We start from the raw sequence: 25,401 nt of genomic DNA, 5'->3' as shown, positions 1-25,401 counted from the left end.
GGCTATAGCGGCGTTGACGCGCCGCTATAGCGTACCGCCTCAATCAGACGGGCGAACGCGCGGGTATGCTGTTTACGGCTGGGATAGTAGAGGTAGTAGCCAGGAAAAGGGTCGCACCAGTCGGCCAGCACCTGCACCAGTCGGCCGGCCGCAATATGCGCAGCCACACTGTCCTGCGGCACGTAGCAGATGCCCATGCCGCTGAGCGCCGCCTCGATGCGTGAAGCGAGATGATTAAAAATCAGCTGACCTTCCACCCTGACTCTGACCTCCTTGTTATCGCGCATAAACTCCCAGTGATAGAGTCCGCCCAGCGTTGGTAAGCGCAGATTGATGCAGTTATGGTTTTGCAAATCGTAAGGGGTTGCCGGTACGCCGTGCTGCTCAAAATAATCGGGCGAGGCCACCACGCACATATTCCAGTCCGGGCCGATGCGCACCGCCACCATATCCTTTTCCACCTGTTCACCCAGCCGCACGCCCGCATCAAAGCGGCCGCTGACAATATCGGTCAGGGTGTTATCCACCGAAAATTCGATGTTGACCTCGGGATAACGCTGCAGAAAGGGCTTAACCAGCGGCCACAGCGTTGAGGTCAGCGCATGTTCGCCCGCCGTAATGCGAATATTGCCAGCGGTTTTTCCCTGAGTGTCAGTGATGCTGACCAATTCAGATTCAATCTCGCTGAACAGGGGCGCGATAGTGTCAATCAGCCGCTCACCGGCTTCTGTCGGGGCCACGCTGCGGGTGGTTCGGGTCAGTAACCGGGTGCTGAGACGCTCCTCCAGTCCACGAATGGCGTGGCTGAGCGCTGACTGCGACACGCCGAGTTTGGCTGCCGCGCGGGTAAAGCTGCGCTCTTCCGCCACCACCACCAGATACATCAAATCGTTAAAATTCTCTCTAAGCATACTTTTCTGTCCCGTTAACCTGTCGCCGCAGCGTCTGGCGGTCGATCTCCTGAAAGGTGTCCGACCTCGTTGAGCTGGCAACAGAATATTTCACTTAGCAGTGGATGATTGATGAAATCTGCGCATTAAGTTTGTGAAAATGATTAATAAGTGTCATTTGAAATTAGCTGAAGTAATTCAATGCATTACGTTTATTTTCGTTCAGATATCAGACAAAAGTCGCGATTTGACTGGCCCGGCCTGATACGCCTTTTCACCGGCTCCACCGCCGGACCGCTAAAAAGCTGCTAAACCTAAAGACGTGCATACGCGTGCAAAGATTAGGGTTATCAGGATTCTCCCCGATTTATATCCCGTCCGAAACAGACTAATAAAAAAACCACTTTTTAGCCCCCAACAATGGGAAGCAGACAATGTCAGAAAAAATATCGCTAACACTGCAGGTCAATGGGCAGCCACAGACGATGCAGATCGATCCCCGCGTAACGTTACTGGATGCGTTACGTGAGCACTTGAATCTCACCGGCACCAAAAAGGGCTGCGATCAGGGACAGTGCGGTGCCTGTACGGTACTGATTAACGGTCAGCGGGTCCTGAGTTGTCTGACGCTGGCGGTTCAGGCTGACGGTGCCGAGGTGACCAGTATCGAAGGGCTGGAATCGGCCAGCGGTGAACTGCATCCGGTGCAGCGCTGCTTTGTCGAAAACGATGCGTTCCAGTGTGGTTACTGCACGCCGGGCCAGATCATGTCCGCCGTGGCCTGTATCAAAGAGGGTCACGCCGGATCGGACGACGAAATTCGTGAATATATGAGCGGCAACCTCTGTCGCTGCGGCGCTTATCCCCACATCGTCGACGCGATCAAACAGGCCGCTGCTGAGATGGCGAAGGAGTCCGCATGAATGAGTTCAGCTGGAAAGTTGCCCATTCGGCTACCGAAGCGGCAGGGTTGAAACAGCAGTCCGGTAGTCAGCTACTGGCGGGCGGCACCACCCAACTCGATCTGATGAAGTGTGGCGTATTTAATCCGCCGCAGCTGATTGGCATTAACGGATTAAACGAACTTCGCAGCCTGCGTTTTGACGAAGACAAAATCAGCGCCGGGGCGCTCACCACCATGAGCCAGCTGGCCGATCATCCTGCCTGCCAGCAAAATGCGCCCGCCATCTATGGCAGCTTATGGCAGGCAGCTTCGCCTCAAATCCGCAATATGGCGACGCTGGGTGGGAATTTACGTCAGCGAACCCGCTGCGCCTACTACCGCGATCCGGCCACGTTTTCCGCCTGTAACAAACGCAATCCGGGCTCTGGCTGTGCCGCACGCGATGGTGTTAACAGTAACCATGCGATTCTGGGAGCCAGCGAGAGCTGTATCGCCGTCTATCCGGGCGATCTGGCGGTCGCGCTGGTGGCGTTTGATGCGGTGGTGGTGCTGCTGAATCAGCAGGGCGAGAGTCGCCGTGTGGCGATTGATGATTTCTTCCTGCTGCCGGGCGACACGCCGGATCGGGAACATGACCTGGGTGATGACGAGATCATCGTTGCGATCGAAGTGCCGCAAACCGCTTCCCTGAAACGCTCTCACTATCTCAAGGTTCGCGATCGCAGTTCCTATGAGTTCGCTGCCGCCAGCGCGGCCGTCGGATTCACGCTGGAAAATGGGGTGATGCGTCAGGTCCATATCGCGCTGGGCGGCGTAGCCACCAAACCCTGGCGAGCGACGCGGGTTGAGCAGGCCCTGGAAGGACAGCCCTTCAACGAAGAAACCGTCTTCCAGGCCGCAGAACTGATTAATCAGGAAACGCAGGCGCTGGCCCATAACCAATACAAAGTGAAACTGGCGCCGCGCGTGATTGCGCGCGCGCTGATGGCAGCAGGAGAGATCGCATGAGCGAGGTAAATGACAACGCGCGCCGGGATTTACTCAGTGCCACCAGCGACCCGGCGACCGCAGAACATCCCGCCAGCAACCCAATCAGCGGGCTGGGCGCGGCGCGAACGCGGGGTGACGGCCGGGTTAAGGTGACGGGTGAAGCACGTTATGCCATCGAACATCAGCCGGAGAATCCGCTGTATGGCGTGGTGCTGCAGTCTACCGTGGCCAGCGGCCGTATTTCCCGTCTTTCCGCCGACAAAGCGCAGCAGGCTGAAGGCGTGCTGGCGGTCTATACCCATCTCAATCCGTTAAAGATCAACAAACCGACCGCGATTGCGGATGGCGGCGCGGCGCAGTCTACCTACACCCCGATTCAGGACGATGTGATTATTCATAACGGCCAGAACATCGGACTGGTGGTTGCTGAGACCTTCGAGCAGGCCACTTATGCTGCCTCGCTGGTTGAGATTGAATACGAGACCACGCCAGCGCGGGTTTTCGCCACCGATGACGGTGTCGAGCCAAAACCGATGTCGGCCCAGGATATCGATTTAGGCGACGCGCAGACCGCGATGCACAGCGCGGCGGTGCGCATTAATCAGCGCTATACCACGCCGCGGGAATACAACATGCCGATGGAGCCACACGCCTGCATCGCGCACTGGCACGACGGTCAGATCACGGTCTGGGAGCCGAGCCAGTGGGTAACGGGCGCGCAGGTGGAGATCGCTGAATGGCTGGGTATTGAGCCCGAACACGTCCGGATTATCTCGCCTTATGTCGGCGGCGGTTTCGGTTCCAAGCCGGTGCCTTATACCCACGTCGCGTTAGCCAGCGTGGCGTCGCGCGCCCTGAATCGTCCGGTGAAAGTTTCACTGACCCGGCCGCAGATATTTACCGGTCTGGGTGGCCGTCCGGCAACCTCACAGCAGCTGGAGCTGGGGGCATCGCGTGACGGCAAAATCGAAGCGATTATCCAGCGCAGCTTCAGCGAAACCTCTCTGATTGATGTCTTTGCTGAGAACTGCAGCAAAGTGACCGCCAGAATGTACGCGGTCAGCAACGTCTCGGCCCGGCATCAGGTCAGACCGATTAACACCGTTACGCCGGGCTGGATGCGCGCGCCGGGCGAGAATCCCAGCGCATTTGGCCTTGAAGTGGCGATGGATGAGATGGCCTATGAACTGGGTATCGATCCGCTGGAGCTGCGCCTGCGTAACTGGGCGGATAAGGATTACCAGCTCGACCTGCCGTGGAGTTCGCGCCGTCTGAAAGAGGCGTATCAGAAGGGAGCAGAAGCGTTCGGCTGGGATAAACGCATCATGACGCCGCGCTCAATGCGCGAAGGGCGCGAGCTGATTGGCTGGGGCATGGCGTCCGGCACCTATCCGGTCAATCGTCTGCCGGCGGAGGCGAAAATTATGCTGACGCCACAGGGCCACTTCGTGGTGCAGTGTGCTGGCGCAGATATCGGCACCGGTACATACACCATCCTGGCGCAAACGGCGGCAGATCATCTTGGCGTCTCATCGGAAACGATCGACGTTCAGCTCGGCGACACCACGCTGCCGCGCGCAGGCGTTGCCGGGGGATCACAGCTGGCGGGTAACCTGACGGCGGCGGTGAACGATACCGCGAAGAAAATGCGCGAACGTCTGCTGGCGCTGGCCAGCGAGCTGCCCGCGTCGCCACTTAACGGCGTACCTGTTTCGCAGCTGAGCCTGAAGGATGCCGCCATTCAGCAGCACGGCGGTTCCGCTCTCTCTTTCGTCGAGCTGGCGACGCTGGTCTCTGCCGAGAACCTGATGGTAAAAGGTGGGACTTTCCCTGATGACATGCCGCAAAGCGAACGCGATAAAATCGTGCGTAATCTGAATGATATGAGCCGGCCGGAGGCTTATTCCGCCCATAGCTGGAGCGCGCAGTTTGTTGAAGTGCGGGTCGATGAAGATTTCGGCACCATTCGGGTGAAACGGATGGTGGCGGCGCTCGACAGCGGTCGGCTCTACAACCCTAAACTGGCGCGCAGCCAGTGGATTGGCGGAATGATCATGGGGGTCGGTCAGGCGCTGATGGAAGAGGGAATTATCGATCCGCGTAACGGTCGGGTGATTAATAATAATCTGGCCGATTACCTGGTGCCGGTTAACGGTGACATCCCCAGCATTACCACCATCAACGTCGGTGAGCCGGATTTTGAGGCGACCACCATGGGCGGTAAAGCGGTGGGTGAGCTGGGCATCGTTGGCGTGGCGGCGGCGATCAGTAATGCGGTGTTCCATGCCACCGGCAAGCGGGTACGCGACCTGCCGATCACCCTCGATAAAATCATCTGATCGGGGCGAACAGCTTACCTGCTGCGGTGAACCGGGCAGGCAACAGGTGTCGGGCGCAGAATCCATCCTGCGCCCGTTTTCGCGACCAGCAGGAGAGGATGCTTTGAAGATAGCGCTTGTGGTGATGGCGGCGGGCTTCAGCCGCCGTTTCCGTCAGCAGACCGGCGAACATAAATTGCTGGCTTTGATCAATGGCAAACCGGTGTTGCAGCACCAGCTACAACAGGCGGCCGCCAGTGGCCTGGATCTGTTCGTGGTAACCCGTCCGGACCAGACGGCTATCCAGGCGCTGATCCCGCCCGCTTCCCGCGTACTTTGCGACAGCAACGGGCTGGGCGAATCTATCGCCGCTGGCGTTGAGGCCAGCCGGGATTATGACGGCTGGCTGATTGCGCTGGGAGATATGCCGTTTATCTCTGCCGGGAGCTATCGGGCGGTTGCTGCCGCGCTGGCCGATGCGCCGGTGGTCAGACCCTGGATCAACGGTACGCCGGGCCATCCGGTCGGTTTTCGGCGTCACTATTACCGGTCATTAACCGCATTACAGGGTGATACGGGTGCGCAGGCCATCGTAAAGCGTGATGCGATTCGCCTGCCTCTCAGCGATCGCGGCTGTCTTTATGACATTGATCTGCCGGGCGATTTGCAGCGGATAAAGGAATTTTCATGATTACGCTGGACCAACGTGTGATTAATGCGGCGTTAAGTAGCTGCCAGGCGGGGCAGGCTGTCTGGCTCTGTACCGTGCTGCGTACTTACGGCTCGTCGCCGCGCGCGCCGGGCACGCTGATGACGGTGAACGAAGCGGGCGCTTACTGCGGTTCGCTGTCAGGCGGTTGTATAGAAGAAGATTTTTTAGCCCAGCTGGCCAGCGGTGCCTATCGTGCCAGCAGCCAGCAGGTGCGATATGGGGAAGGCGGTATGCGCCCGACGGTCAGCCTGCCGTGCGGCGGCAGTCTGGAGATTGTGATTGAGTTTCTGCCGCCCGATGCGGCCAGCCTGGCGCTGTTAACCGCGATGCAGCGGGCGCTCAGCGGTCAGCAGCCGATGGTGAAGCTGATCCGCCCCGGTGAACGTGCGCACTGGGAAAAGGTGGCGGCGGATCGGAGTTTGCCGGCGCTGAGCGTCAGTGAACAGCAACTGGTGCTGCCGGTCGGCGCGATCCCGGAGTTGCTGGTGGCGGGTTACTCCAGCGTGGCGTTTGAATGCATCCGGCTGGGGCAGATGCTGGGGTTTCATGTGCGGGTGTGTGAACATCGTCCCGAGATGCTTGCCGAACTGGAGAGCCACTACGGCGCAGCGGATAACGTTACGCTGGTGCGGCAGCATCCGGCGCGCTGGCTGGAACTGAACGGGGCGCATGCGGCCGTGGCGATTGTGGCGCTGACCCACGATCCGCGTATTGACGACCTGACGATGATGGAAGCGATCGCCACGCCAGCTTTCTATATCGGCATTATGGGCTCGGTGAAAAACAGCGAGAAGCGGCGGGCGCGGCTCCAGCAGATCGCCGGCATGGATCGCGGCGAACTGGACCGCATCCATGCCCCGATTGGCCTGCCGATTGGCAGTAAAACCCCGGCGGAGATTGCGCTATCGGTGATGGCCGACATTGTCCGGGTGAAGAACCTCGGGCGGTCGCGACCCGCTGCCTGAAGGTGCAGGCCCGGCCGGAGAGAGCCGGTAGAGGTAGCTGCCCGACAGTGGAATCGGCAAAAAGTCATGGAACAGTTGCCTCAGCGTCTGCTGCGGATCGACATCGTGGAACAGCTCAGGATAGAGCGTGGTCGCAAAAAATTCGGTGGCCACCACATGCCACGGGCTGAGGTAGAAGTTGTGCCACAGCGCACCGCTGTGGCCGTTACGCAGCGCCCGCAGCTGTTTCAGTCCGTTTTGCTGTTGGGTCAGGGTGAGCAGGCTGTCGCGGGTCTGCGCTGCGGAGATGGCCGGCCCCAGCTTCAGCGCAGCCACCTCATCCGGCCCAGCCGTGCCGGTGGCGAAGTAATAGTCTGGCTGGGCAGCGATCACCTGCTCTTCACTTAATCGTCCGAATACCCCTTTAACCTGCTGGCGGGCAATGTTGTCGCCGCCAGCAAAGCTAAGCAACTCACCGAGACTGCCATTGACTGAGGTGACGCAACATTCACTGCGTCGTCCCAGATGCAACTGCAGCAGTACGGAGGGCCTCGGGCCATGATAGCTGGCCAGCCGGCTGGCAATGCGCTGCATGTGGAAACGGTAAAAGCGATTAAAATCGGCCGCCCGCTGCGGCTGGCTGAATACCTCGCCGAGTAGCGTCATGCTGCGCTCACTGTTTTTCAGCAGGTTAACCCGCAGATCAACCCTAAGTACCGGAATATGCGCCGCGTTGAGCATCGCTTCCAGTTGCAGGCCGCTATCACTGTTGCGTGCCAGCTGCGGCAATATCACCAGATCGGGCTTCAGCGCGATAACCTGCTCGGGATTGATGTCATTGACGCCATCCAGGCCGAGCGCCGGAATCTCCAGCATCTGCGGAAACCGGCGGGCAAAAATCTGCCAGGTCTGCGGATCGTATTTCTTCAGATCCTGCGGCCAGCCGACAATATGCTGCAGCGGATTACCGGACGACAGCAGCGCAATGCTATACAACATCCGGCTCTCACCCAGCACAATCCGCTGAGGACGATCCGGCACGCTGATGCGTTGCCCGGTGATATCGATCAGGGTACGCGCGCCGGCAGGCAGCGTGACGCAGAGCAGGCTCAGCAGCAGCAGGCTCTGGCGCAGCAGAGCGCGAAGTGGCTTAAAATTCAACACTGGCTTGTACCATCAGGTTACGGGTTTCGCCTTCGCGGACGCGCAGGTTGCCGCCGCTAGAGCTGTAATAGTGTTTATCGAACAGGTTGTTGAGATTAAGCCGCAACTGCGTTTTCTCACCGAACAGTCGATGATTCCAGGCGATAAAGCTATCGGCTACGACATAATCCGGCAGGGTAAAACTGTTCTCCGGATCGCCGGCACGGCTGCCAACATAGCGCGCGCCGCCGCCGAGCCGGACGCTGCCGGGCAGGCCGCTGAGTTGCAGTTCATGGCTCAGATAGAGCGCGCCAGCATGACGCGGCGCATTTTGCAGCCGGTTACCGTTGTTATCCGGATTCACCCGATCCTCAACGATTTCCGCCTGGTCGTAGCTGTAATTAGCACTCAGATCCCAGCCTGGCGCAATTTCGCCATTCAGTTCAAATTCAGCCCCGCTGGAGCGCGCTTTATCAATCGCGCGCGTCGTGCCGTTAATGCTGAGCGACATCGATTTTTCATCGATACGATAGAGGGCGAGCGAGGCAAACAGATTGGGGGTGAGCTGCCATTTGCTGCCAATCTCCCAACTGGTTCCCTGCTCAGGTTTGCCAACGCTGCCATCGTCCTCCACGTTAGTCGACGGGGTAAAAGATTGACTCACGCTGGTATAAAACGATAAAGCGGGCGTGAGTTTGTAGATGATCCCGGCCTGCGGCAGAAACTTATTGCCCTCGTCGTTGAGCGTTTCAACCTGCGGATCGAAGCCTTTTGAGGCGCGCTGCTCATAATGCTGGTAGCGGCCGCCGACGACCACAATCCAGTCAGGTGACAACGTCACGCTATCTTTCGCGTAGATCGAACGACTATGAATGCGGTTCAGGTTGTTGGCGTTAGCGCTGTTTTCGGTGCTGCTGTCGGTCAGCGGTGACAGCTGATTATATTCGGGCTGGAAGAAGTTAAAACGACTGGTCGCCTTACCCTGATACTGATGAGCGCGATAAGTCTGGTTCATCTCATAATCGGTACCCAGCACCAGCGCGTGCGACATCCCGGCGATCTCCGGGTTTCCCAGCAGATCCCAGCTCAGGTAGTGAGTCTTGTGGTTGAAGCCACGATTGGCATCAGCGCGACGGGTCACCGCGCCGGTGGTGGTATTAACCGCCGTCACCCGCACTTCGTTATTGTCATAGCGACGCTGGTTCCAGCCCAGCGTAAAGCGGGTGCGCCACGCCTCGTTGAACTGCCATTCGTAGCTGGCGTTCAGGGTTTAATTGTGGCCCCAGGCGTGGTTAGCGGTGTCGTCAAGCCGATCCTTGTAGCCAATGGCGATCGGCTTGTTGTTGATAAACGCGGTGCCGCGATCGTAAGGGATGTCATAGCGGTAATCAGCATAACCGATCAGAAAACTCGCCTGTTCGCCATACCACTGCAAAGACGGGGCCAGCAGAGTATGTTGCTCGCTGCCAAAATTGCGCCAGTAATCCTGGTGCTGTTTTTCAGCGATCAGTCGAAAGGCGAAGCCGTTTCCCAACGGGCCGGTCACATCCAGCGTCCCCGCGCCGCCGCCTTCGCTGGCGTAACGGCCACTGATTTTGCTATGCCACTGATACTGCGGTTTCTTACTGACCACGTTAATCACGCCACCCGGATTCTGAATGCCGTACAGCAGCGAGGCTGAGCCTTTCAGCACCTCAACCCGCTCGGTGGTGGCGTCAACATTCAGCCCCTGACTGCTGCGGATGCCATCACGATAGATCGAACCATCCCCGTTGCTGCCGAACCCGCGCCGGACAAAACCATCCTCGGTGCCGGCCAGCGTGTTGGCTTCAGACACGCCACTGACAAAGCGCATCGCCTCCGACAGCGAACTGACCTGATAATCCTCCAGCTGCTGCTGAGTGACGGTGCTGATCGATTGCGCTTCGTCCAGGCGCGCAGTAGGCATTTTGCTGCCAATGCTGCTCTGGTTATGGCTGTAACCCGTTTCCGGGTTGCCGTCGCCGGTCACGGTGATATCCGGCGAGTCGGCATCGCTGGCTGCCTGTGCCTGCATCATTAACAGCGCGCTACACGTGGCCATCGTCAGCGCCGACAGGCGTGTCGGATTTTTACTTTTATCTGAACGGTTATTCATTTCTACTTTTCGTGTCTGAAGCGAGAGAGGCTTAGGGTTCAACGCAGCCGCAGCTATCGCCGAACGTCCTGGCGGTATTCTGCAAAGTGCAGAGAGTAAACAGTGAGCAGACTGCCGCAGCGATGCGGCTCAGAAGGGCAACAGACCACGGTGACGACAATTCTTCTCATCTGTAATTGAGAATCATTCAACCATTGGTGATTGTAGTAGTAAACATAATTAAAGAAATATTCACTACATTTTTTTCGGCGTGATTTTTCAGGTTATCAGAGCGCTGCGATCAAATTTAATCATTGAATAATAAGCGTTAAAAATAAAAGTGCTGGTCTGTTTAACGATTAATCCCGCAGAATAAACAGGTGAATCAGCGTTAATTATTTTTGCTCACTACAGGCCTGAGGTTAGAATCAGCGCACTTTCCGTGCCGTCGGTTGCGACAGGCACGTCATAGCCAGCGCAGGTCCCTTAATGAAACAGGTCAGAACAGGTAAAAATCGGGTAGATGTCTTCGGCGAACGTCTGCGCTCGCGGGAAAAACAGCTGTCGCCTCGCTTGCTGGCGGTGGCTCGCTATATCGACCAACAGCGGGAAACGGTGCTGGAGAGTACCGCGATGGAGATTGCGCTGGCTAATCAGACCTCCGATGCAACGGTGATCCGCGCGGTTCAGGCGCTGGGCTTCAGTGGGCTGCGCGATCTGAAGCAGACGCTGCAGGCAGGGTTTGGGCCGTCGCTGACCTCCGAAGATAAGATGATCACCACCGTCAGTGAAGTGACCAGCGATGTAAACAGCGCGATCGATTTTGTGCTGGAGGGACACCGGCGCGCCTGTGAGGTCATGTCACAACCGCAAAACCGTGTCGCGGTTGCCGATGCGGTAGCGCTGCTGAGTGAAGCGCGTCAGGTGGCGATTTTTGGTATCAACGCCTCCGGCATTCTGGCGGATTACAGCGTTCGCCTGTTGAATCGTATCGGACTTCCGGCATTTTCCCTCAATCGTGCCGGCATTGCGCTGGCGGAGCAGATGCTGGCGCTGCAGCGCGGTGATGTGCTGGTGATGATGGCGCAGCAATCAGCCCACCGGGAAGGGACGACGGTGGTCCGCGAGGCGAAACGGCTCGGCATCCCGATTATTCTGCTGACCCATGCGACCGACTCATTTTTTGCCCGCGAGGCGGAGGTGGTGATCGACGTGCCACGCGGCGGTGAAAAGGGCCGCATTCCGCTACATGGCACCATTATGGTCTGTCTGGAGATGCTGATCCTGTCGGTGGCCTCTACGCTACCGCAGCGCACCGTCAAAACCATGAAGCGGTTACAGGATCTCTATCGCGGCCTGAAACCGGCCGGTAAAAAGTAGCGCCAGCCTTCAGGTTTACTACAGCACCGGCAAGCACGGTTTTTGCCGGTCACCGACGATACTTAAATCAAATTTTCCCGCTTTGAGATCCCGATCGCGCCTTTTCTGCAACCCTTCTCCGCTGCCGACTACGCTTATTTTGCTTCGGGGTGTTGAGCCCTGTTTTTCCTTTCTTTAATCCTTGTGACCTTGTGCGGAGCTGACGATGAAATCCTTTCACGCGCGACACCTGCTCGCCGGTGCGGCAATGACCAGTCTCGGTATGCTCTCTCCGTTGCCGGCAGCGGCCTGGAGCCAGCTCACCGTTTTTGGCGATAGCCTGAGCGACGGCGGTAACGTCGGCCGCTTCACCTACGATGCGGCTTCCCATCCTTTGTATGACGAGAGAGTAGCGCAACATCTGAATGAGACCCTGCTGCCCTCATCCCAGGGCGGCAGCAACTATGCCGCTGGCGGTGCGGTGGCCGTGCCGCTGCTGAATCCGCAGTTCAACACGCAGGATCAGGTCGATCGCTACCTCACCGCTAATGGCGGCCGTGCCGATGGCAATGGCCTCTATATTCACTGGATCGGCGGCAACGACCTGGCCGCCGCCGCGGCAAATCCGCTGAATGCGGTGCAGTTGATTGATAACAGTGCCCGTGCGGCGTCCGACCAGGTCAGTCGGTTGCTGGCGGCCGGGGCCGGTACGGTGATTGTCCCGACGGTGCCTGACGTCGGGGCGACACCGGCGCTGTTACAGGCGATTCTGCAACCGCTGGGCCCGGTCGCAGAACCGGCGATGGCGGCGCTGTTTCAGTCGCTGAGCACTGTTACTACACCTGACCGGGCAGCGCGTGAGCAGGCTATCGAAACGGCGCTGCATGCGGCGGCCGATCAGATCCCAGCCATTCCGCTGGTGCGTGAAGCGATCGCACAGCAGCTGTTTGCCGCCTGGCAGCTGTTGAGCGACACCGCGGCGACGCTGACCGACCGCTATAACCAGCTGGAGGAGCAGGGGCTGGTGGCCAGCGGCGGCAATATCGCGCGGGTCGATATTAACGGACTGTTCAGCGAGGTGATCGATAATCCGGGCCTGTACGGCATCAGCAACAGCGCCGGCATGGCCTGTCCGCCGGGCGTCTCGGCGATGGATTGCACCTCGTCAACGCCAGGCTTCTCGCAGGCGCAACAGTATCTGTTCGCTGATCGTCTGCATCCCAGCCCGGCGGTACATGCGCTGATCGCTGACTATATCGAGTCGATCCTGGATGCCCCGTTGCAGGTCGCGGCGCTGAATCAGTCCCCCCTGATGCTGGTGCGGGACGCGAGAAATACGCTGGATGGGCATTTACAGCAGCAACGTCAGCAGCCTGCTGACGCCGGACAGTTCACGGTGTTCGGCGGCTATGCGGGTCAGTCACGAGATTTTCGCGGCGACAGTGATGCAGAGGGTGATGCCACCAGTGCCAATGGCGCGATCGGTATCGGTTATCAGCTGACCGACAGCTGGCAGGCCGGGGCGATGTTTTCGGCGACCACCCAGCGTCAGGACCCGTCATCACGTTTCGATTACCGTCTGCGCGGCAATCTGGTGGCGCTGTGGAGTCAGTTGCGGCTGTTTGATCAGGGCTGGATTAATGCCGATCTGCACTATGCCGATCTCGATTTCGACGATATTGACCGTCAGGTCAGACTGGGACCGGCCACCCGTACCGAGCAGGGCAGCACCGAAGGGAAACTGCTGGGAATGCGGATTGAAACCGGCTGGGATCTGCCGCTGGGGCAGTATGTGTCCACCGGTCCGGTTGCCAGTTACGCGCTGGATTACAGTCAGGTAGACGGCTATCGGGAGCAGGGTAACCGCAGTAGCGCCATGCGCTTTGGCGATCAGACGCTGCATTCGCAGGTGGGTTCTGTAGGCTGGCGCATCGACAGCAGGCAGCTGTTGATTAATCCGTGGGCGCAGGTCAGCTACAACCATCAGTTTGGCGACAGTGATTCAGCGGTAACCGCCGGGCTGAAATCAACCCGCACGGCGTTTACCCGCACCAGCGACTCAGGCGATGACAACTGGCTGGATATGGCGGTCGGTGCCAGCGTGCCGCTGGGTAGCGCAGTGAATGCGTTTGCGGGCGTTTCTGCGGTGGCGGGCAACACTCAATATCATCAGGTGACCTGGAACATCGGGCTCAATGCCCGCTTCTGATCGGCGTTAATCGCACGGCAGGGAAGCGGTGTGATAACGTAGCGGTACGATCCGAAAAGTTCAGGCAGGAGGGGATGATGAATGTCAGACGGGCATTACCTGAAGAGGCGATGCTATTGTGGACTATCCGCAATCAGGCGATCCGCCATGGCTGTCAGACAGCCTATACGCCCGAGGTGATTGCAGCCTGGACACCGGACCGAATGCCTGCCAGTTTCCCGGCGATGATCCGCGAGAATCCCTTTTTCGTCATCGATGGTCCTGACGGACGACCGATAGCAACCGGTTCGCTCGACCTGGCTGCCGGCAGCGTTGAGGCGATATTCACGCTGCCCGGCTATACCGGCCAGGGGCTGGCTGGCGAGATCATTGCTACCATCAAAGCGGACGCGCTGCGCCGTGGCTACCGGCGTCTGACGCTTTTGTCTACGCCTAATGCCGCCAGCTTTTATCAGCAGCATGGCTTCACGTTGCTGGGTGAAAGCCTTTATCCTTCGAAGCTGGCCGGTGGCGGATTACGCTGTATGGAGATGGCAATCGAGCTGTTGCCGTCCTCTGACTGATTAGCCGGATGGCGCTATCGACAGCGCCGCTTTACCCGCCGCAAAGTTTCATGCGCAAACACTTCGCAAGCCCACGCCGGTAAGGTATAGTCCGCGTTTTTTGGAGGAACCATGCTGACTCATTCATCGACTCGTCTCAATAAATACATCAGTGAGAGCGGAATCTGTTCTCGTCGCGACGCCGATCGTTACATCGAGCAGGGCAACGTTTTCATCAACGGCAAGCGCGCCGCTGTCGGCGCACAGGTATTTGCAGGCGATGTGGTGAAAGTAAATGGTCAGCTTATCGAACCGCGTGACGAAGACGATCTGGTGCTGATTGCCCTGAACAAGCCGGTTGGCATTATCACCACCATGGAAGAGGGTGAACGCGATAACATCAGCGATTTCGTCAACCACAGTAAGCGGGTATTCCCGATTGGCCGTCTGGATAAAGATTCGCAGGGGCTGATTTTCCTGACTAACCACGGTGATCTGGTCAATAAAATTCTGCGTGCCGGCAATAATCACGAAAAAGAGTATGTCGTCACCGTCGATAAGCCGATTACCGACGAGTTCATTGCCGGAATGAGTGCGGGCGTGCCGATGCTGGGCACCGTGACCAAAAAGTGCAAAGTCAAAAAAGAAGCGCCTTTCGTGTTTCGCATCACGCTGGTGCAGGGGCTGAATCGCCAGATTCGCCGGATGTGTAAGCACTTTGGCTTTGAAGTCACGAAGCTGGAGCGCACCCGCATCATGAACGTCAATCTGAAAGGCCTGCCGCTGGGCGAGTGGCGCGATCTGACGGATGATGAACTGATCGAACTGTTTAAACTGCTGGAGAACTCCTCTTCAGAAGATAAGCCCGCGAAGAAAGCGCCAGCAAAATCCGCTGCGGCTAAGAAACCGCAGAAAAGTCCCGCCAGACCGGCCGGGAAAGCGGAGCCTGATAGCGCCTCACGCAAGCGCTTTGTACAGCCGGGACGGAAGAAAAAAGGGCGCTAACGCCGCGATGATCGGAGAGTGCGGCTGGCTGGCATCGCTCTCTCTCCTGAGCGCTGGCCGGGCTGCTCAGGGAATGATTCGGGCGGCACGAAAACGGGCAAACAGATCGCAAAGCATCGTGTCGGTTGCCCGGAAATGATGAAATCCCGCCTGACGGATCTTACTGCCGTCGCCAAACATATCGTAACGCCAGCCGAAGACGAAATCAGCAAAGCGGCCGTCACTGAGCGCCAGAATATCGGGCTGCACCAGCGTCCTGGCGGCGGCGAGTTCATGCCAGGTTTGCCGGTAATCGTGAAACAGCTGCTGCAGGGATAATGAAACCGGCGGCGCAATGTCGAGCCCGAACCAGTCCGCGATCACCGGCCACAGCTCGCTCCAGCGCCACAGATCGCCGTTGTTAATATTAAACGCCTGATTATGCACCTCAGCGGCCTCTGCCGCCCAGAGCGTCGCATCGGCCAGTAATTCCGCATCCGTAAAATCCACCAGGCTGTGCCAGGTTTCCAGCGAGCCAGGAAAACGCAGCGGCAACGCTTCGGCATGGCAAATCGACGCATAGATTGCCAGGCTGAGTGCCAGGTTCATGCTGTTGCCTGGCCTGTCACTTCCCACTACGCCGGGACGCAATGCGCTCCAGTGCCAGGCTTTACCCTGCTGTTGTGCGCTTAGCCAGCGCTGCTGGCTGGCATTAAATTCGGCGCCCGGAACACCGGCATCACTCTCCCGGGCGGGCGTCTTAAACGGGCCAAGATGGGCGCCGTAAACTTTGTAACCCTGCATCAGACTGACGTGCTGCAGTGGGGCAACCTGCTCCACGCCACTCACCAGGTTTTGCAGCATCGTTACGTTAGGTTTCACCATCGCGGCCCAGTCGGGCGCATCCAGCCATGCGCTGTAGAAAATGTGTGTGACCTCAGTCAGTGATGAGAGTACCTGCTGACTCTGTGAGCGATCGAGAAGATCGACCGATAACAGATTGCCTGAATGGTTGTCTGGACGTGGCTGGCGAGTCAGTCCTGTGACCGCCAGTGCTGCGCCATTAGCGCCCGAATAAGTTGCTGACCGACAATGCCGGTGGCGCCCGCCACCAGTGCAACCCTATTTTTCTGCCTGTTATTCATCGTTACGCTCCTCACTGAATGAGATCGCAGTGTCACCTGCTATTCTTGCTGAATAAATCCCCCTTAATCCGATGACACCTATTAAGAAAATCAATAAATGCAAAACAAACTGAATGCGATGCAGACTTTCATCCGTGTCGCCGAGGCGGGATCGTTTTCAGCCGCTGCACGTCAGCACGGGATGAAGCAGTCGGCGATGAGTCAGCAGGTCGCCGCGCTGGAAGCGGAACTGGGCGTGGTGCTATTGCACCGAACCACGCGCGCGATGGCGCTGACTGAAGCGGGCCAGCGTTACCTGAGTCAGGTCAGACAACTGTTGTACGCAATGGAAGAGCTGGAGCAGCAAATAAGGCCTGAATCGCCGTCGCTACAGGGAAAACTGCACATCCAGTTGCCGAGCGGTCTGGGCCAGCGCTTTATGCCGCATCTGTTACGGTTCCAGCAGCAGCATCCGGCTCTGCGGCTGGAGGTGGCGCTGGACGATCGCCTGGCCGATGTGGTGGCAGAAGGAGTTGATGTTGCTATTCGTCTCAGCGAAGCGCCGCCTGCCAGCCTGGCCGCTCGCACGCTGACCACCGTCGAAACGGTGCTGGTGGCTTCGGCTGACTGGATCGCCCGTCACGGCGAGCCACGAACGCCCGCTGATTTACAGCGGTATCCGCATATTCGCTTCAGCGGCCTTCAGCCCGATGCGCCGTTACGGCTGGTATCAGCAGAGGAAGCGGTGTCGCTCGCGGTGGAGTCGGTGTTTCGTTCCAATAATAGTCACTCGCTGACAGCGGCGATTGAAGCAGGCCTGGGGATTGGCGCGATACAGACGCTTATGGGCGCTGATGCGCTGGCAGCCGGTCGGCTGGTCAGAATTTTGCCGGATTACCGGTTGCCGGATCGTTATCTCTACGCGATTTTTCCCGATGCTCGCTTCATTCCTGACAAGGTACGGCAACTGGTGACGCTGTTTGAGCAGATGCTGGTTTCCCTGTCCAAAGCCACACCGCCGGCGAACGGCGCCGGTGAGCCAGCCTGAGGGCGGTGAGGTGCCAGCCGCTCGTCCATCTTTGTTAAGCACTGCACAATCAGAAGAAGTGCGCTTTTCAGGGGCAGGGCGGCGTGGCAGGATAAACGCAAAATATTAAGGAGTAGGCCTGATGTTACTGAAAGGTATGAACGATCCGCTACTGAAAGCGTATCAGCATCCGAAATCGCGGATGATGATCAGCCGCTTCAGAGGCCTGGCGGGCGATCGCAGACTCAGTGACTGGCAGGTATTTTGTATTCTGGTGACCGGATTTACCAACTACTGGTATGTGCAGTCTGGTCATTTCAACATCAACGTCAGCTGCAGCAAAACCCGACAGTTCGACTTTATGCAGGATTTTCTCCATGTTGAGGTTACGCTGGAGGGCTTAGTCTGTGATGACCACTTCCGCTGCCCGGACTTCGTTCTGCCGCGTTATGATGTGCCCTACGAATTTTGCCGCTGGCGCAGTAAGCGCGGCTACGATTCATCCGTAACCTATGTCAGTAATCACGGGGTAAAATCGCACAAGGCGATTTTCGTTGCTTCTGGCGACGCCTCGCAGGAAGAGCGAGTGATGAAGTGGGAAGGCATGGTTAACGTCTTTGATAAAACCTTTTTCACCCCCGCCAGCTTCGCGACCACTCATGACTTCCTGACCAAAGATATCAGCAAAACCATTCACGACGGACTGGTAAAGCATCTGAACTTTTATCGCGATCTCTTCAGCTATATCTTTCCGACACCGGCCGCCGCGCGGCTCCAGGCGCGAGATGACCGGCGCTATCTGAGTAAAAACTGACCTTTATCGCGTTGTCGTTTTCTCGCAGCCTTATTTTCTCGCTTTCTCGCTTTCTCGCTTTCTCGCTTTCTCGCTTTCTCACAGTCTCACAGTCTCACAGTCTCACAGTCTCACAGCCTCACAGCCTCACAGCCTCACGGTCTAGCAGCCTCACAGCCTCACAGCCTCGCAGCCTCGCAGCCTCACATCTGGTCCTGACCTCCTCAGGCGTTTAGCGTGATGGAACTAAGCCTTCACGGATAAACGCTATCCGCTGCGCCATTCCTGGGGCTTGCTGGTTGCCGGCGCAGAGTTGCACGCTGGCCTTATGGTTTACCTGTTGACGAACAACGCTGTATGCAGAGCGTTCAGGGTTATGCAGATAGCCTGTCAGGATGGCAATCGAGTGTCCTTTTGGCATCAGACACTCTTAACTGCCTGAAGCAGTAAACATCCATCCGGGAGCACGCTGAGAGTGGTTAATAATATCGCGTTACTGATTGGTAAAGCCGTTTTGAAAAAAATGAAGGCGTGTTAGATAACAAAGAAACATATGAGGGATCAATAAAGTCAACGTTTAGCTAATTAAAATTGTTGTCATTTGGCAATGGCATTTTTGAGGATATATAACCATCTCTAACTGAGATCTGGAATAAAATAAGAGCAGCTCATTTTAAATAACATGCATATTCATTCTGGAATTATCTTTTCCGGGTTGTTTTTGGATGAAGGTATCGGGCTTTGAGGCATTTTTGTCATGCCTGAAATTAAGGTGTGAGCTGCGAGACTAAGTGGTCATTTAATTGTTGTCATATGACTATACATGTTTTAATAACGCTAACCCTTCGGCTTTTTATAGTTAACCAGTTCCGGATTATGTTGAATTTGATAACCAGATTTCAGATCGTTTTCACATATGGATGTTTTATTATGCGTCTGTTTTCATTGGTTTTGTCTTAACGTGTGGCTTTCGTATGGTGAGTTTTTTTTATCTTTTCGTGTGTTGTTTTTCTTAGTTTTTTGTAAAGCCACGGCGGCTTTGCTGACACGGCTATTAACCTTCCCTTTAAGCGGGGTTTGTAATAAAGTTCTCAATAACTTCCGATAACCCATGCTTCAACTGAATTTACCGGCTTATCGGAAGGGTTCAGTGTCAATAAACTGTATGACTTCAATTCTTCTTTTGGCTTTATTTGGAAGGCGCGAGCTGAATTGCTGGCTCCGATAAATCTGGTAAATAGTATGCATAAGCCTGAGTTCAGGTGGCGCTATATGCTTGAGGGTTAATTAAACTTTTTAATATCTTTTTTAAGGTGTAACACAGCTTGTTCCGCCTATTAGCCGGAACCTAACAAATTTAATTGGTGAACAATGAGCTTACAATTAATAATCAAAGACATCAAAGGCGATGTCATCACGAAAAATGCCTTAAATTCTCATCATCCCCTTGTACTTAACGTGCCTCAGCAGGCTGCGTCCTATGAAGTTCACAGCAGTGACGGAAAGCCACCAAAGAAGATCAAGGCCACTAAGGTCAATGATGAACTTCATTTTGAACTTCAGGACGACGTCACAGGCGAACATTACGACATTATTGTCGAGAACGTGAGCCAGACAGAACCGCCGGTCATGTTTGCTTCAGGTCCGGACGGCGTCGTTTATGCCTATGAATATGACGTAGCGGGCGGGATGTTTACGCTGACTGCCAATACCGTCGAAACCCCGGTTGTTGATAACTGGCTGATCGCTGGCGGCGCGCTCGCGGGTGCTGCTGCGATAGCCGGTATTGCCTTTTCCTCTGGCTCAGGCAGTTCGCATCACCGTTCTTCTTCCTCACAATCAGCGGCCAATCCCGATAACAGCACCGGTGCCGAAACCGGGGTTGTGACCGATGACAATCAAACCAGCAATCCGGTTGCCTCTTTACCCGTGGTGACTGACAGCGCGGGTAACCCAATCAGCAACGGCGCGCCTACCACTGACAACACGCCAACTATCGGCGGTGAAGGCATGGCGCCTGGCTCTACCGTGATCATCAGCGATGGCGAAAAAGTGATCGGTGAAGTGACGGCGGATGAGAACGGTAAGTGGACCTTTACGCCAGGCGAAGCGCTGGCCGATGGCGAGCACGCCATCGTGGTTGACGGTACCGACGCAGACGGCAATGCGGTCAGCGACGGCGTCAGCATTATTGTTGACGCAGACGGAACAGAGGCTGGCTCAGAAGGCGGTGCCGGTTCCGATACCGGTTCTGAAGGTAGCGCAGGATCAGATGACGGTTCCGATACCGGTTCTGAAGGCGGCGCTGGTTCCGACAACGGTTCCGATACCGGTTCTGAAGGTAGCGCTGGTTCTGACAATGGTTCAGACACCGGTTCAGAAGGTGGCGCAGGTTCAGACAATGGTTCCGACACCGGCTCAGAAGGTGGCGCAGGTTCAGACAACGGTTCCGACACCGGTTCCGACACCGGCGCAGACGAAGGCACCACCGCACCGGTGATGACCGACGACGCGGGCAATCCGATCGCCGACGGCAACACCACTAATGACAATACCCCGACAATCGGCGGCGACGGCATGCAGCCGGGCTCAACCGTGGTCATCACTGATGGCGACACGGTGATCGGCGAAGTGACCGCAGATGACGACGGCAAATGGAGCTTCACGCCGGATGCGCCGCTGGCAGACGGCGAGCACGCCATCGTGGTTGACGGCACCGGCGCAGACGGCAACGCGGTCAGCGGCGACGTCAGCATCATCGTTGATGCGGACGGTTCTGACACCGGCTCAGAAGGCGGCACAGGATCAGATGACGGTTCCGACACCGGCTCTGAAGGTGGTGCAGGATCAGATGACGGTTCCGACACCGGTTCAGAAGGTGGCGCAGGATCAGATGACGGTTCAGACACCGGCTCTGAAGGCGGCGCAGGTTCAGACGATGGTTCCGACACCGGTTCTGAAGGCGGCACAGGTTCAGACGACGGTTCCGACACCGGCTCTGAAGGTGGTGCAGGATCAGATGACGGTTCCGACACCGGTTCAGAAGGTGGCGCAGGATCAGATGACGGTTCAGACACCGGCTCAGAAGGCGGCACAGGTTCAGACGACGGTTCCGATACCGGCTCAGAAGGTGGCGCAGGTTCAGATACCGGTTCTGAAGGTGACACCGGTTCCGACACCGGCGCAGACGAAGGCACCACCGCACCGGTGATGACCGACGACGCGGGCAATCCGATCGCCGACGGCAACACCACTAATGACAATACCCCGACAATCGGCGGCGACGGCATGCAGCCTGGCTCAACCGTGACCATCTCCGACGGTGAAACGGTGATCGGTGAAGTGACGGCGGACGACGACGGCAAGTGGACCTTCACGCCGGACGAAGCGCTGGCGGACGGCGAGCACGCCATCGTGGTTGACGGTACCGGCGCAGACGGCAACGCGGTCAGCGGCGACGTGAGCATCATCGTTGATGCGGACGGCTCCGATACCGGCTCAGAAGGCGGCACAGGTTCAGACGACGGTTCCGACACCGGTTCTGAAGGTGGAGCAGGTTCAGACGACGGTTCCGACACCGGCGCAGACGAAGGCACCACCGCACCGGTGATGACCGACGACGCGGGCAACCCGATCGCCGACGGCAGCACCACTAACGACAGCAGCACCCCGACTATCGGCGGTGACGGCATGCAGCCGGCTCAACCGTGACCATCACTGATGGCGACACGGTGATCGGCGAAGTGACCGCAGACGACGACGGCAAGTGGACCTTCACGCCGGACGCGCCGCTGGCAGACGGCGAGCACGCCATCGTGGTTGACGGTACCGGCGCAGACGGCAACGCGGTCAGCGGCGACGTCAGCATCATCGTTGAGGCGGACGGTTCTGACCGGCTCAGAAGGCGGCACAGGTTCAGACGATGGTTCCGACACCGGCTCAGAAGGTGGCGCAGGATCGGATGACGGTTCCGATACCGGTTCAGAAGGCGGCACTGGTTCAGACGACGGTTCTGACACCGGTTCTGAAGGTGACGCAGGTTCCGACACCGGCGCAGACGAAGGCACCACCGCACCGGTGATGACCGACGACGCGGGCAATCCGATCGCGAACGGCAGCACCACTAACGACAGCACCCCGACTATCGGCGGCGACGGCATGCAGCCGGGCTCAACCGTGGTCATCACTGATGGCGACACGGTGATCGGCGAAGTGACCGCAGACGACGACGGCAAGTGGAGCTTCACGCCGGACGCACCTCTGGCGGACGGCGAGCACGCCATCGTGGTTGACGGCACCGGCGCAGACGGCAACGCGGTCAGCGGCGACGTCAGCATCATCGTTGATGCGGACGGTTCCGACACCGGCTCAGAAGGCGGCGCAGGTTCAGATGAAGGTTCCGACACCGATTCAGAAGGCGGCGCAGGTTCAGACGACGGTTCCGATACCGGTTCTGAAGGTGACGCAGGTTCCGACACCGGCGCAGACGAAGGCACCACCGCACCGGTGATGACCGACGACGCGGGCAATCCGATCGCGGACGGCAGCACCACAAACGACAGCACCCCGACTATCGGCGGTGACGGCATGCAGCCGGGCTCAACTGTGACCATCACGGATGGCGACACGGTGATCGGTGAAGTGACCGCAGACGACGACGGCAAGTGGAGCTTCACGCCGGACGCGCCTCTGGCGGACGGCGAGCACGCCATCGTGGTTGACGGTACCGGCGCAGACGGCAACGCGGTCAGCGGCGACGTCAGCATCATCGTTGATGCGGATGGATCTGATACCGGCTCAGAAGGCGGCACAGGTTCAGACGACGGTTCCGATACCGGCTCAGAAGGCGGCACAGGTTCAGACGACGGTTCCGACACCGGTTCAGAAGGCGGCGCAGGATCAGATGACGGTTCCGATACCGGTTCTGAAGGCGGCACAGGTTCAGACGATGGTTCCGACACCGGTTCTGAAGGTGACACCGGTTCCGACACCGGCGCAGACGAAGGCACCACCGCACCGGTGATGACCGACGACGCGAGCAATCCGATCGCGGACGGCAGCACCACAAACGACAGCACCCCGACCTTCGGCGGTGACGGCATGCAGCCGGGCTCAACCGTGACCATCACCGACGGTGAAACGGTAATCGGTGAAGTGACCGCAGACGACGACGGCAAGTGGAGCTTCACGCCGGGCGAAGCGCTGGCGGACGGCGAGCACGCCATCGTGGTTGACGGTACCGGCGCAGACGGCAACGCGGTCAGCGACGGCGTCAGCATCATCGTTGATGCTGACGGATCAGACACCGGCTCAGAAGGCGGCACAGGTTCAGACGACGGTTCCGACACCGGCTCAGAAGGCGGCGCAGGATCAGATGACGGTTCCGATACCGGCTCAGAAGGCGGCGCAGGATCAGACGACGGTTCCGACACCGGCGCAGACGAAGGCACCACCGCACCGGTAATGACCGACGACGCGGGCAATCCGATCGCGGACGGCAGCACCACTAACGACAGCACCCCGACAATCGGCGGTGACGGCATGCAGCCGGGCTCAACCGTGACCATCACGGATGGCGACACGGTGATCGGTGAAGTGACCGCAGACGACGACGGCAAGTGGACCTTCACGCCGGACGAAGCGCTGGCAGACGGCGAGCACGCCATCGTGGTTGACGGCACTGACGCAGACGGCAACGCGGTCAGCGACGAAGTCAGCATTATTGTTGATGCAGAAGGTGATGCAGGTTCCGATACCGGCGCAGACGAAGGCACCACCGCACCGGTGATGACCGACGATGCGGGTAATCCGATCGCCGACGGCAGCACCACTGATGACAGCACGCCGACCTTCGGTGGCGAAGGCATGCAGCCGGGCTCAACCGTGACCATCACCGACGGTGAAACGGTAATCGGTGAAGTGACGGCGGACGACGACGGCAAGTGGACCTTCACGCCGGACGAGCCTCTGGCGGACGGCGAGCACGCCATCGTGGTTGACGGCACCGGCGCAGACGGCAATGCGGTCAGCGGCGACGTGAGCATCATCGTTGATGCGGACGGCTCCGATACCGGCAGAAGGCGGCGCAGGTTCCGACACCGGCGCAGACGAAGGCACCACCGCACACGGTGATGACCGATGACGCGGGCAATCCGATCGCGGACGGCACCACCACTAACGACAGCACGCCGACCTTCGGTGGCGAAGGCATGCAGCCTGGCTCAACCGTGACCATCACCGACGGTGAAACGGTAATCGGTGAAGTGACGGCGGACGACGACGGGCAAGTGGACCTTCACGCCGGACGAAGCGCTGGCAGACGGCGAGCACGCCATTGTGGTTGACGGCACTGACGCAGACGGCAACGCGGTCAGCGGCGACGTCAGCATCATCGTTGATGATGCGGACGGTTCCGATACCGGTTCTGAAGGCGGCGCAGGTTCAGACACCGGTTCCGACACCGGCGCAGACGAAGGCACCACCGCACCGGTGGTGATGACCGACGACGCGGGCAACCCAATCGCGGACGGCAGCACCACAAGCGACAGCACGCCGACAATCGGCGGTGACGGCATGCAGCCTGGCTCAACCGTGACCATCATCACCGACGGTGAAACGGTAATCGGTGAAGTGACGGCGGACGACGACGGCAAGTGGACCTTCACGCCGGACGAAGCGCTGGCAGACGGCGAGCACGCCATTGTTGTTGACGGCACTGACGCAGACGGCAACGCGGTCAGCGACGAAGTCAGCATTATTGTTGATGCAGAAGGCGGCGCAGGATCAGATACCGGTTCTGAAGGTGACGCAGGTTCCGACACCGGCGCAGACGAAGGCACCACCGCACCGGTAATGACCGACGACGCGGGCAACCCGATCGCGGACGGCAGCACCACTAACGACAGCACCCCGACTATCGGCGGCGACGGCATGCAGCCTGGCTCAACCGTGACCATCACCGACGGTGAAACGGTGATCGGTGAAGTGACCGCAGACGACGACGGCAAGTGGACCTTCACGCCGGACGAAGCGCTGGCAGACGGCGAGCACGCCATTGTGGTTGACGGCACTGACGCAGACGGCAACGCGGTCAGCGGCGACGTCAGCATCATCGTTGATGCGGACGGTTCCGATACCGGTTCTGAAGGCGGCGCAGGTTCAGACACCGGTTCCGACACCGGCGCAGACGAAGGCACCACCGCACCGGTGATGACCGACGATGCGGGTAATCCGATCGCGGACGGCAGCACCACAAACGACAGCACGCCGACCTTCGGTGGCGAAGGCATGCAGCCTGGCTCAACCGTGACCATCACCGACGGTGAAACGAAACGGTAATCGGTGAA

At 58.3% G+C, this 25,401-nt stretch carries 18 protein-coding genes and 2 pseudogenes; 16 read left to right on the top strand and 4 right to left on the bottom strand.

All coding sequences use genetic code 11. The features are described 5' to 3' along the window. Window positions 1–2 precede the first annotated feature (2 nt). Window positions 3–911, bottom strand: coding sequence for a LysR family transcriptional regulator (locus LZU96_RS20165; protein ID WP_233988329.1), 909 nt, complete (start codon window positions 909–911; stop codon window positions 3–5). 413 nt (window positions 912–1,324) lie between these two features. Here LZU96_RS20165 and LZU96_RS20160 point away from each other — a divergent pair, with 413 nt between their 5' ends. From LZU96_RS20160 to LZU96_RS20140, 5 genes are all read left to right on the top strand, one after another. Continuing rightward, window positions 1,325–1,813 carry a (2Fe-2S)-binding protein gene (locus LZU96_RS20160; protein WP_233988328.1) on the top strand — a complete coding sequence of 163 codons (489 nt, stop codon included), beginning with the start codon at window positions 1,325–1,327 and terminating at the stop codon, window positions 1,811–1,813. Then, entirely contained in the window at window positions 1,810–2,802 is a 993-nt protein-coding gene (locus tag LZU96_RS20155) for an FAD binding domain-containing protein (RefSeq protein WP_233988327.1), read from the top strand. The genes LZU96_RS20160 and LZU96_RS20155 overlap by 4 nt, the downstream gene beginning before the upstream one ends. After that, on the top strand, window positions 2,799–5,123 hold the full coding sequence (locus LZU96_RS20150; protein ID WP_233988325.1) for a xanthine dehydrogenase family protein molybdopterin-binding subunit: 2,325 nt from the start codon (window positions 2,799–2,801) through the stop codon (window positions 5,121–5,123). Before LZU96_RS20155 ends, LZU96_RS20150 begins: the two co-directional genes overlap by 4 nt. A 103-nt stretch (window positions 5,124–5,226) precedes the next feature. Then, window positions 5,227–5,793 (top strand): nucleotidyltransferase family protein, encoded by a 567-nt coding sequence (locus LZU96_RS20145; protein ID WP_233988324.1) that lies wholly within the window; start codon window positions 5,227–5,229, stop codon window positions 5,791–5,793. Next, entirely contained in the window at window positions 5,790–6,779 is a 990-nt protein-coding gene (locus LZU96_RS20140; RefSeq protein ID WP_233988322.1) for an XdhC family protein, read from the top strand. Before LZU96_RS20145 ends, LZU96_RS20140 begins: the two co-directional genes overlap by 4 nt. On the opposite strand, the gene LZU96_RS20135 is transcribed toward LZU96_RS20140, so the two are convergent. Beyond that, window positions 6,717–7,922: an ABC transporter substrate-binding protein gene (locus LZU96_RS20135; RefSeq protein WP_233988321.1), complete on the bottom strand. Its 1,206-nt coding sequence runs from the start codon at window positions 7,920–7,922 to the stop codon at window positions 6,717–6,719. The two genes, LZU96_RS20140 and LZU96_RS20135, sit on opposite strands and share 63 nt — an antisense overlap. Further along, a pseudogene (locus LZU96_RS20130) lies at window positions 7,909–10,038 on the bottom strand (TonB-dependent siderophore receptor). The gene LZU96_RS20135 and the pseudogene LZU96_RS20130 overlap by 14 nt, the downstream one beginning before the upstream one ends. Before the next feature lie 468 nt (window positions 10,039–10,506). Here LZU96_RS20130 and LZU96_RS20125 point away from each other — a divergent pair. The 4 genes from LZU96_RS20125 to rluF all read left to right on the top strand — a co-directional run bounded on the left by LZU96_RS20125 (window position 10,507) and on the right by rluF (window position 15,132). Then, the gene (locus LZU96_RS20125; RefSeq protein WP_233988320.1) at window positions 10,507–11,397 is read left to right on the top strand and encodes a MurR/RpiR family transcriptional regulator; all 891 of its coding nucleotides are present in this window, start codon (window positions 10,507–10,509) and stop codon (window positions 11,395–11,397) included. A gap of 205 nt (window positions 11,398–11,602) precedes the next feature. After that, the gene (locus LZU96_RS20120) at window positions 11,603–13,585 is read left to right on the top strand and encodes an autotransporter outer membrane beta-barrel domain-containing protein (protein WP_233988319.1); all 1,983 of its coding nucleotides are present in this window, start codon (window positions 11,603–11,605) and stop codon (window positions 13,583–13,585) included. A gap of 77 nt (window positions 13,586–13,662) precedes the next feature. Continuing rightward, window positions 13,663–14,148 (top strand): GNAT family N-acetyltransferase, encoded by a 486-nt coding sequence (locus LZU96_RS20115; RefSeq protein WP_233988788.1) that lies wholly within the window; start codon window positions 13,663–13,665, stop codon window positions 14,146–14,148. A gap of 111 nt (window positions 14,149–14,259) precedes the next feature. Beyond that, the gene (rluF, locus tag LZU96_RS20110) at window positions 14,260–15,132 is read left to right on the top strand and encodes a 23S rRNA pseudouridine(2604) synthase RluF (RefSeq protein WP_233988318.1); all 873 of its coding nucleotides are present in this window, start codon (window positions 14,260–14,262) and stop codon (window positions 15,130–15,132) included. A 66-nt stretch (window positions 15,133–15,198) separates the two neighbouring features. Here rluF and LZU96_RS20105 read toward each other — a convergent pair. Then, window positions 15,199–16,256, bottom strand: a pseudogene (locus LZU96_RS20105) (SDR family oxidoreductase). Window positions 16,257–16,353: 97 nt separating this feature from the next. Between LZU96_RS20105 and LZU96_RS20100 the strand changes: the two are divergent. The 7 genes from LZU96_RS20100 to LZU96_RS20070 all read left to right on the top strand — a co-directional run bounded on the left by LZU96_RS20100 (window position 16,354) and on the right by LZU96_RS20070 (window position 25,393). Beyond that, window positions 16,354–17,283, top strand: a complete 930-nt coding sequence (locus LZU96_RS20100; protein WP_233988317.1) for a LysR family transcriptional regulator — start codon at window positions 16,354–16,356, stop codon at window positions 17,281–17,283. Window positions 17,284–17,404: 121 nt separating this feature from the next. Further along, window positions 17,405–18,076: a hypothetical protein gene (locus LZU96_RS20095; protein WP_233988316.1), complete on the top strand. Its 672-nt coding sequence runs from the start codon at window positions 17,405–17,407 to the stop codon at window positions 18,074–18,076. A 1,350-nt stretch (window positions 18,077–19,426) separates the two neighbouring features. Then, window positions 19,427–21,766: an Ig-like domain-containing protein gene (locus LZU96_RS20090; RefSeq protein WP_233988315.1), complete on the top strand. Its 2,340-nt coding sequence runs from the start codon at window positions 19,427–19,429 to the stop codon at window positions 21,764–21,766. Next, window positions 21,763–22,020, top strand: coding sequence for an Ig-like domain-containing protein (locus LZU96_RS20085; RefSeq protein WP_233988314.1), 258 nt, complete (start codon window positions 21,763–21,765; stop codon window positions 22,018–22,020). The genes LZU96_RS20090 and LZU96_RS20085 overlap by 4 nt, the downstream gene beginning before the upstream one ends. Then, window positions 21,929–24,187, top strand: a complete 2,259-nt coding sequence (locus tag LZU96_RS20080) for a beta strand repeat-containing protein (protein ID WP_233988313.1) — start codon at window positions 21,929–21,931, stop codon at window positions 24,185–24,187. The genes LZU96_RS20085 and LZU96_RS20080 overlap by 92 nt, the downstream gene beginning before the upstream one ends. After that, window positions 24,187–24,399 carry a hypothetical protein gene (locus tag LZU96_RS20075; protein WP_233988312.1) on the top strand — a complete coding sequence of 71 codons (213 nt, stop codon included), beginning with the start codon at window positions 24,187–24,189 and terminating at the stop codon, window positions 24,397–24,399. Before LZU96_RS20080 ends, LZU96_RS20075 begins: the two co-directional genes overlap by 1 nt. Further along, window positions 24,368–25,393 carry an Ig-like domain-containing protein gene (locus tag LZU96_RS20070; protein ID WP_326491882.1) on the top strand — a complete coding sequence of 342 codons (1,026 nt, stop codon included), beginning with the start codon at window positions 24,368–24,370 and terminating at the stop codon, window positions 25,391–25,393. Before LZU96_RS20075 ends, LZU96_RS20070 begins: the two co-directional genes overlap by 32 nt. Window positions 25,394–25,401 lie beyond the last annotated feature (8 nt).

This window comes from Pantoea agglomerans (assembly GCF_021397715.1).
GTDB lineage: Bacteria > Pseudomonadota > Gammaproteobacteria > Enterobacterales > Enterobacteriaceae > Pantoea > Pantoea astica.
This window is presented reverse-complemented; position numbering and strand designations above follow the sequence as displayed.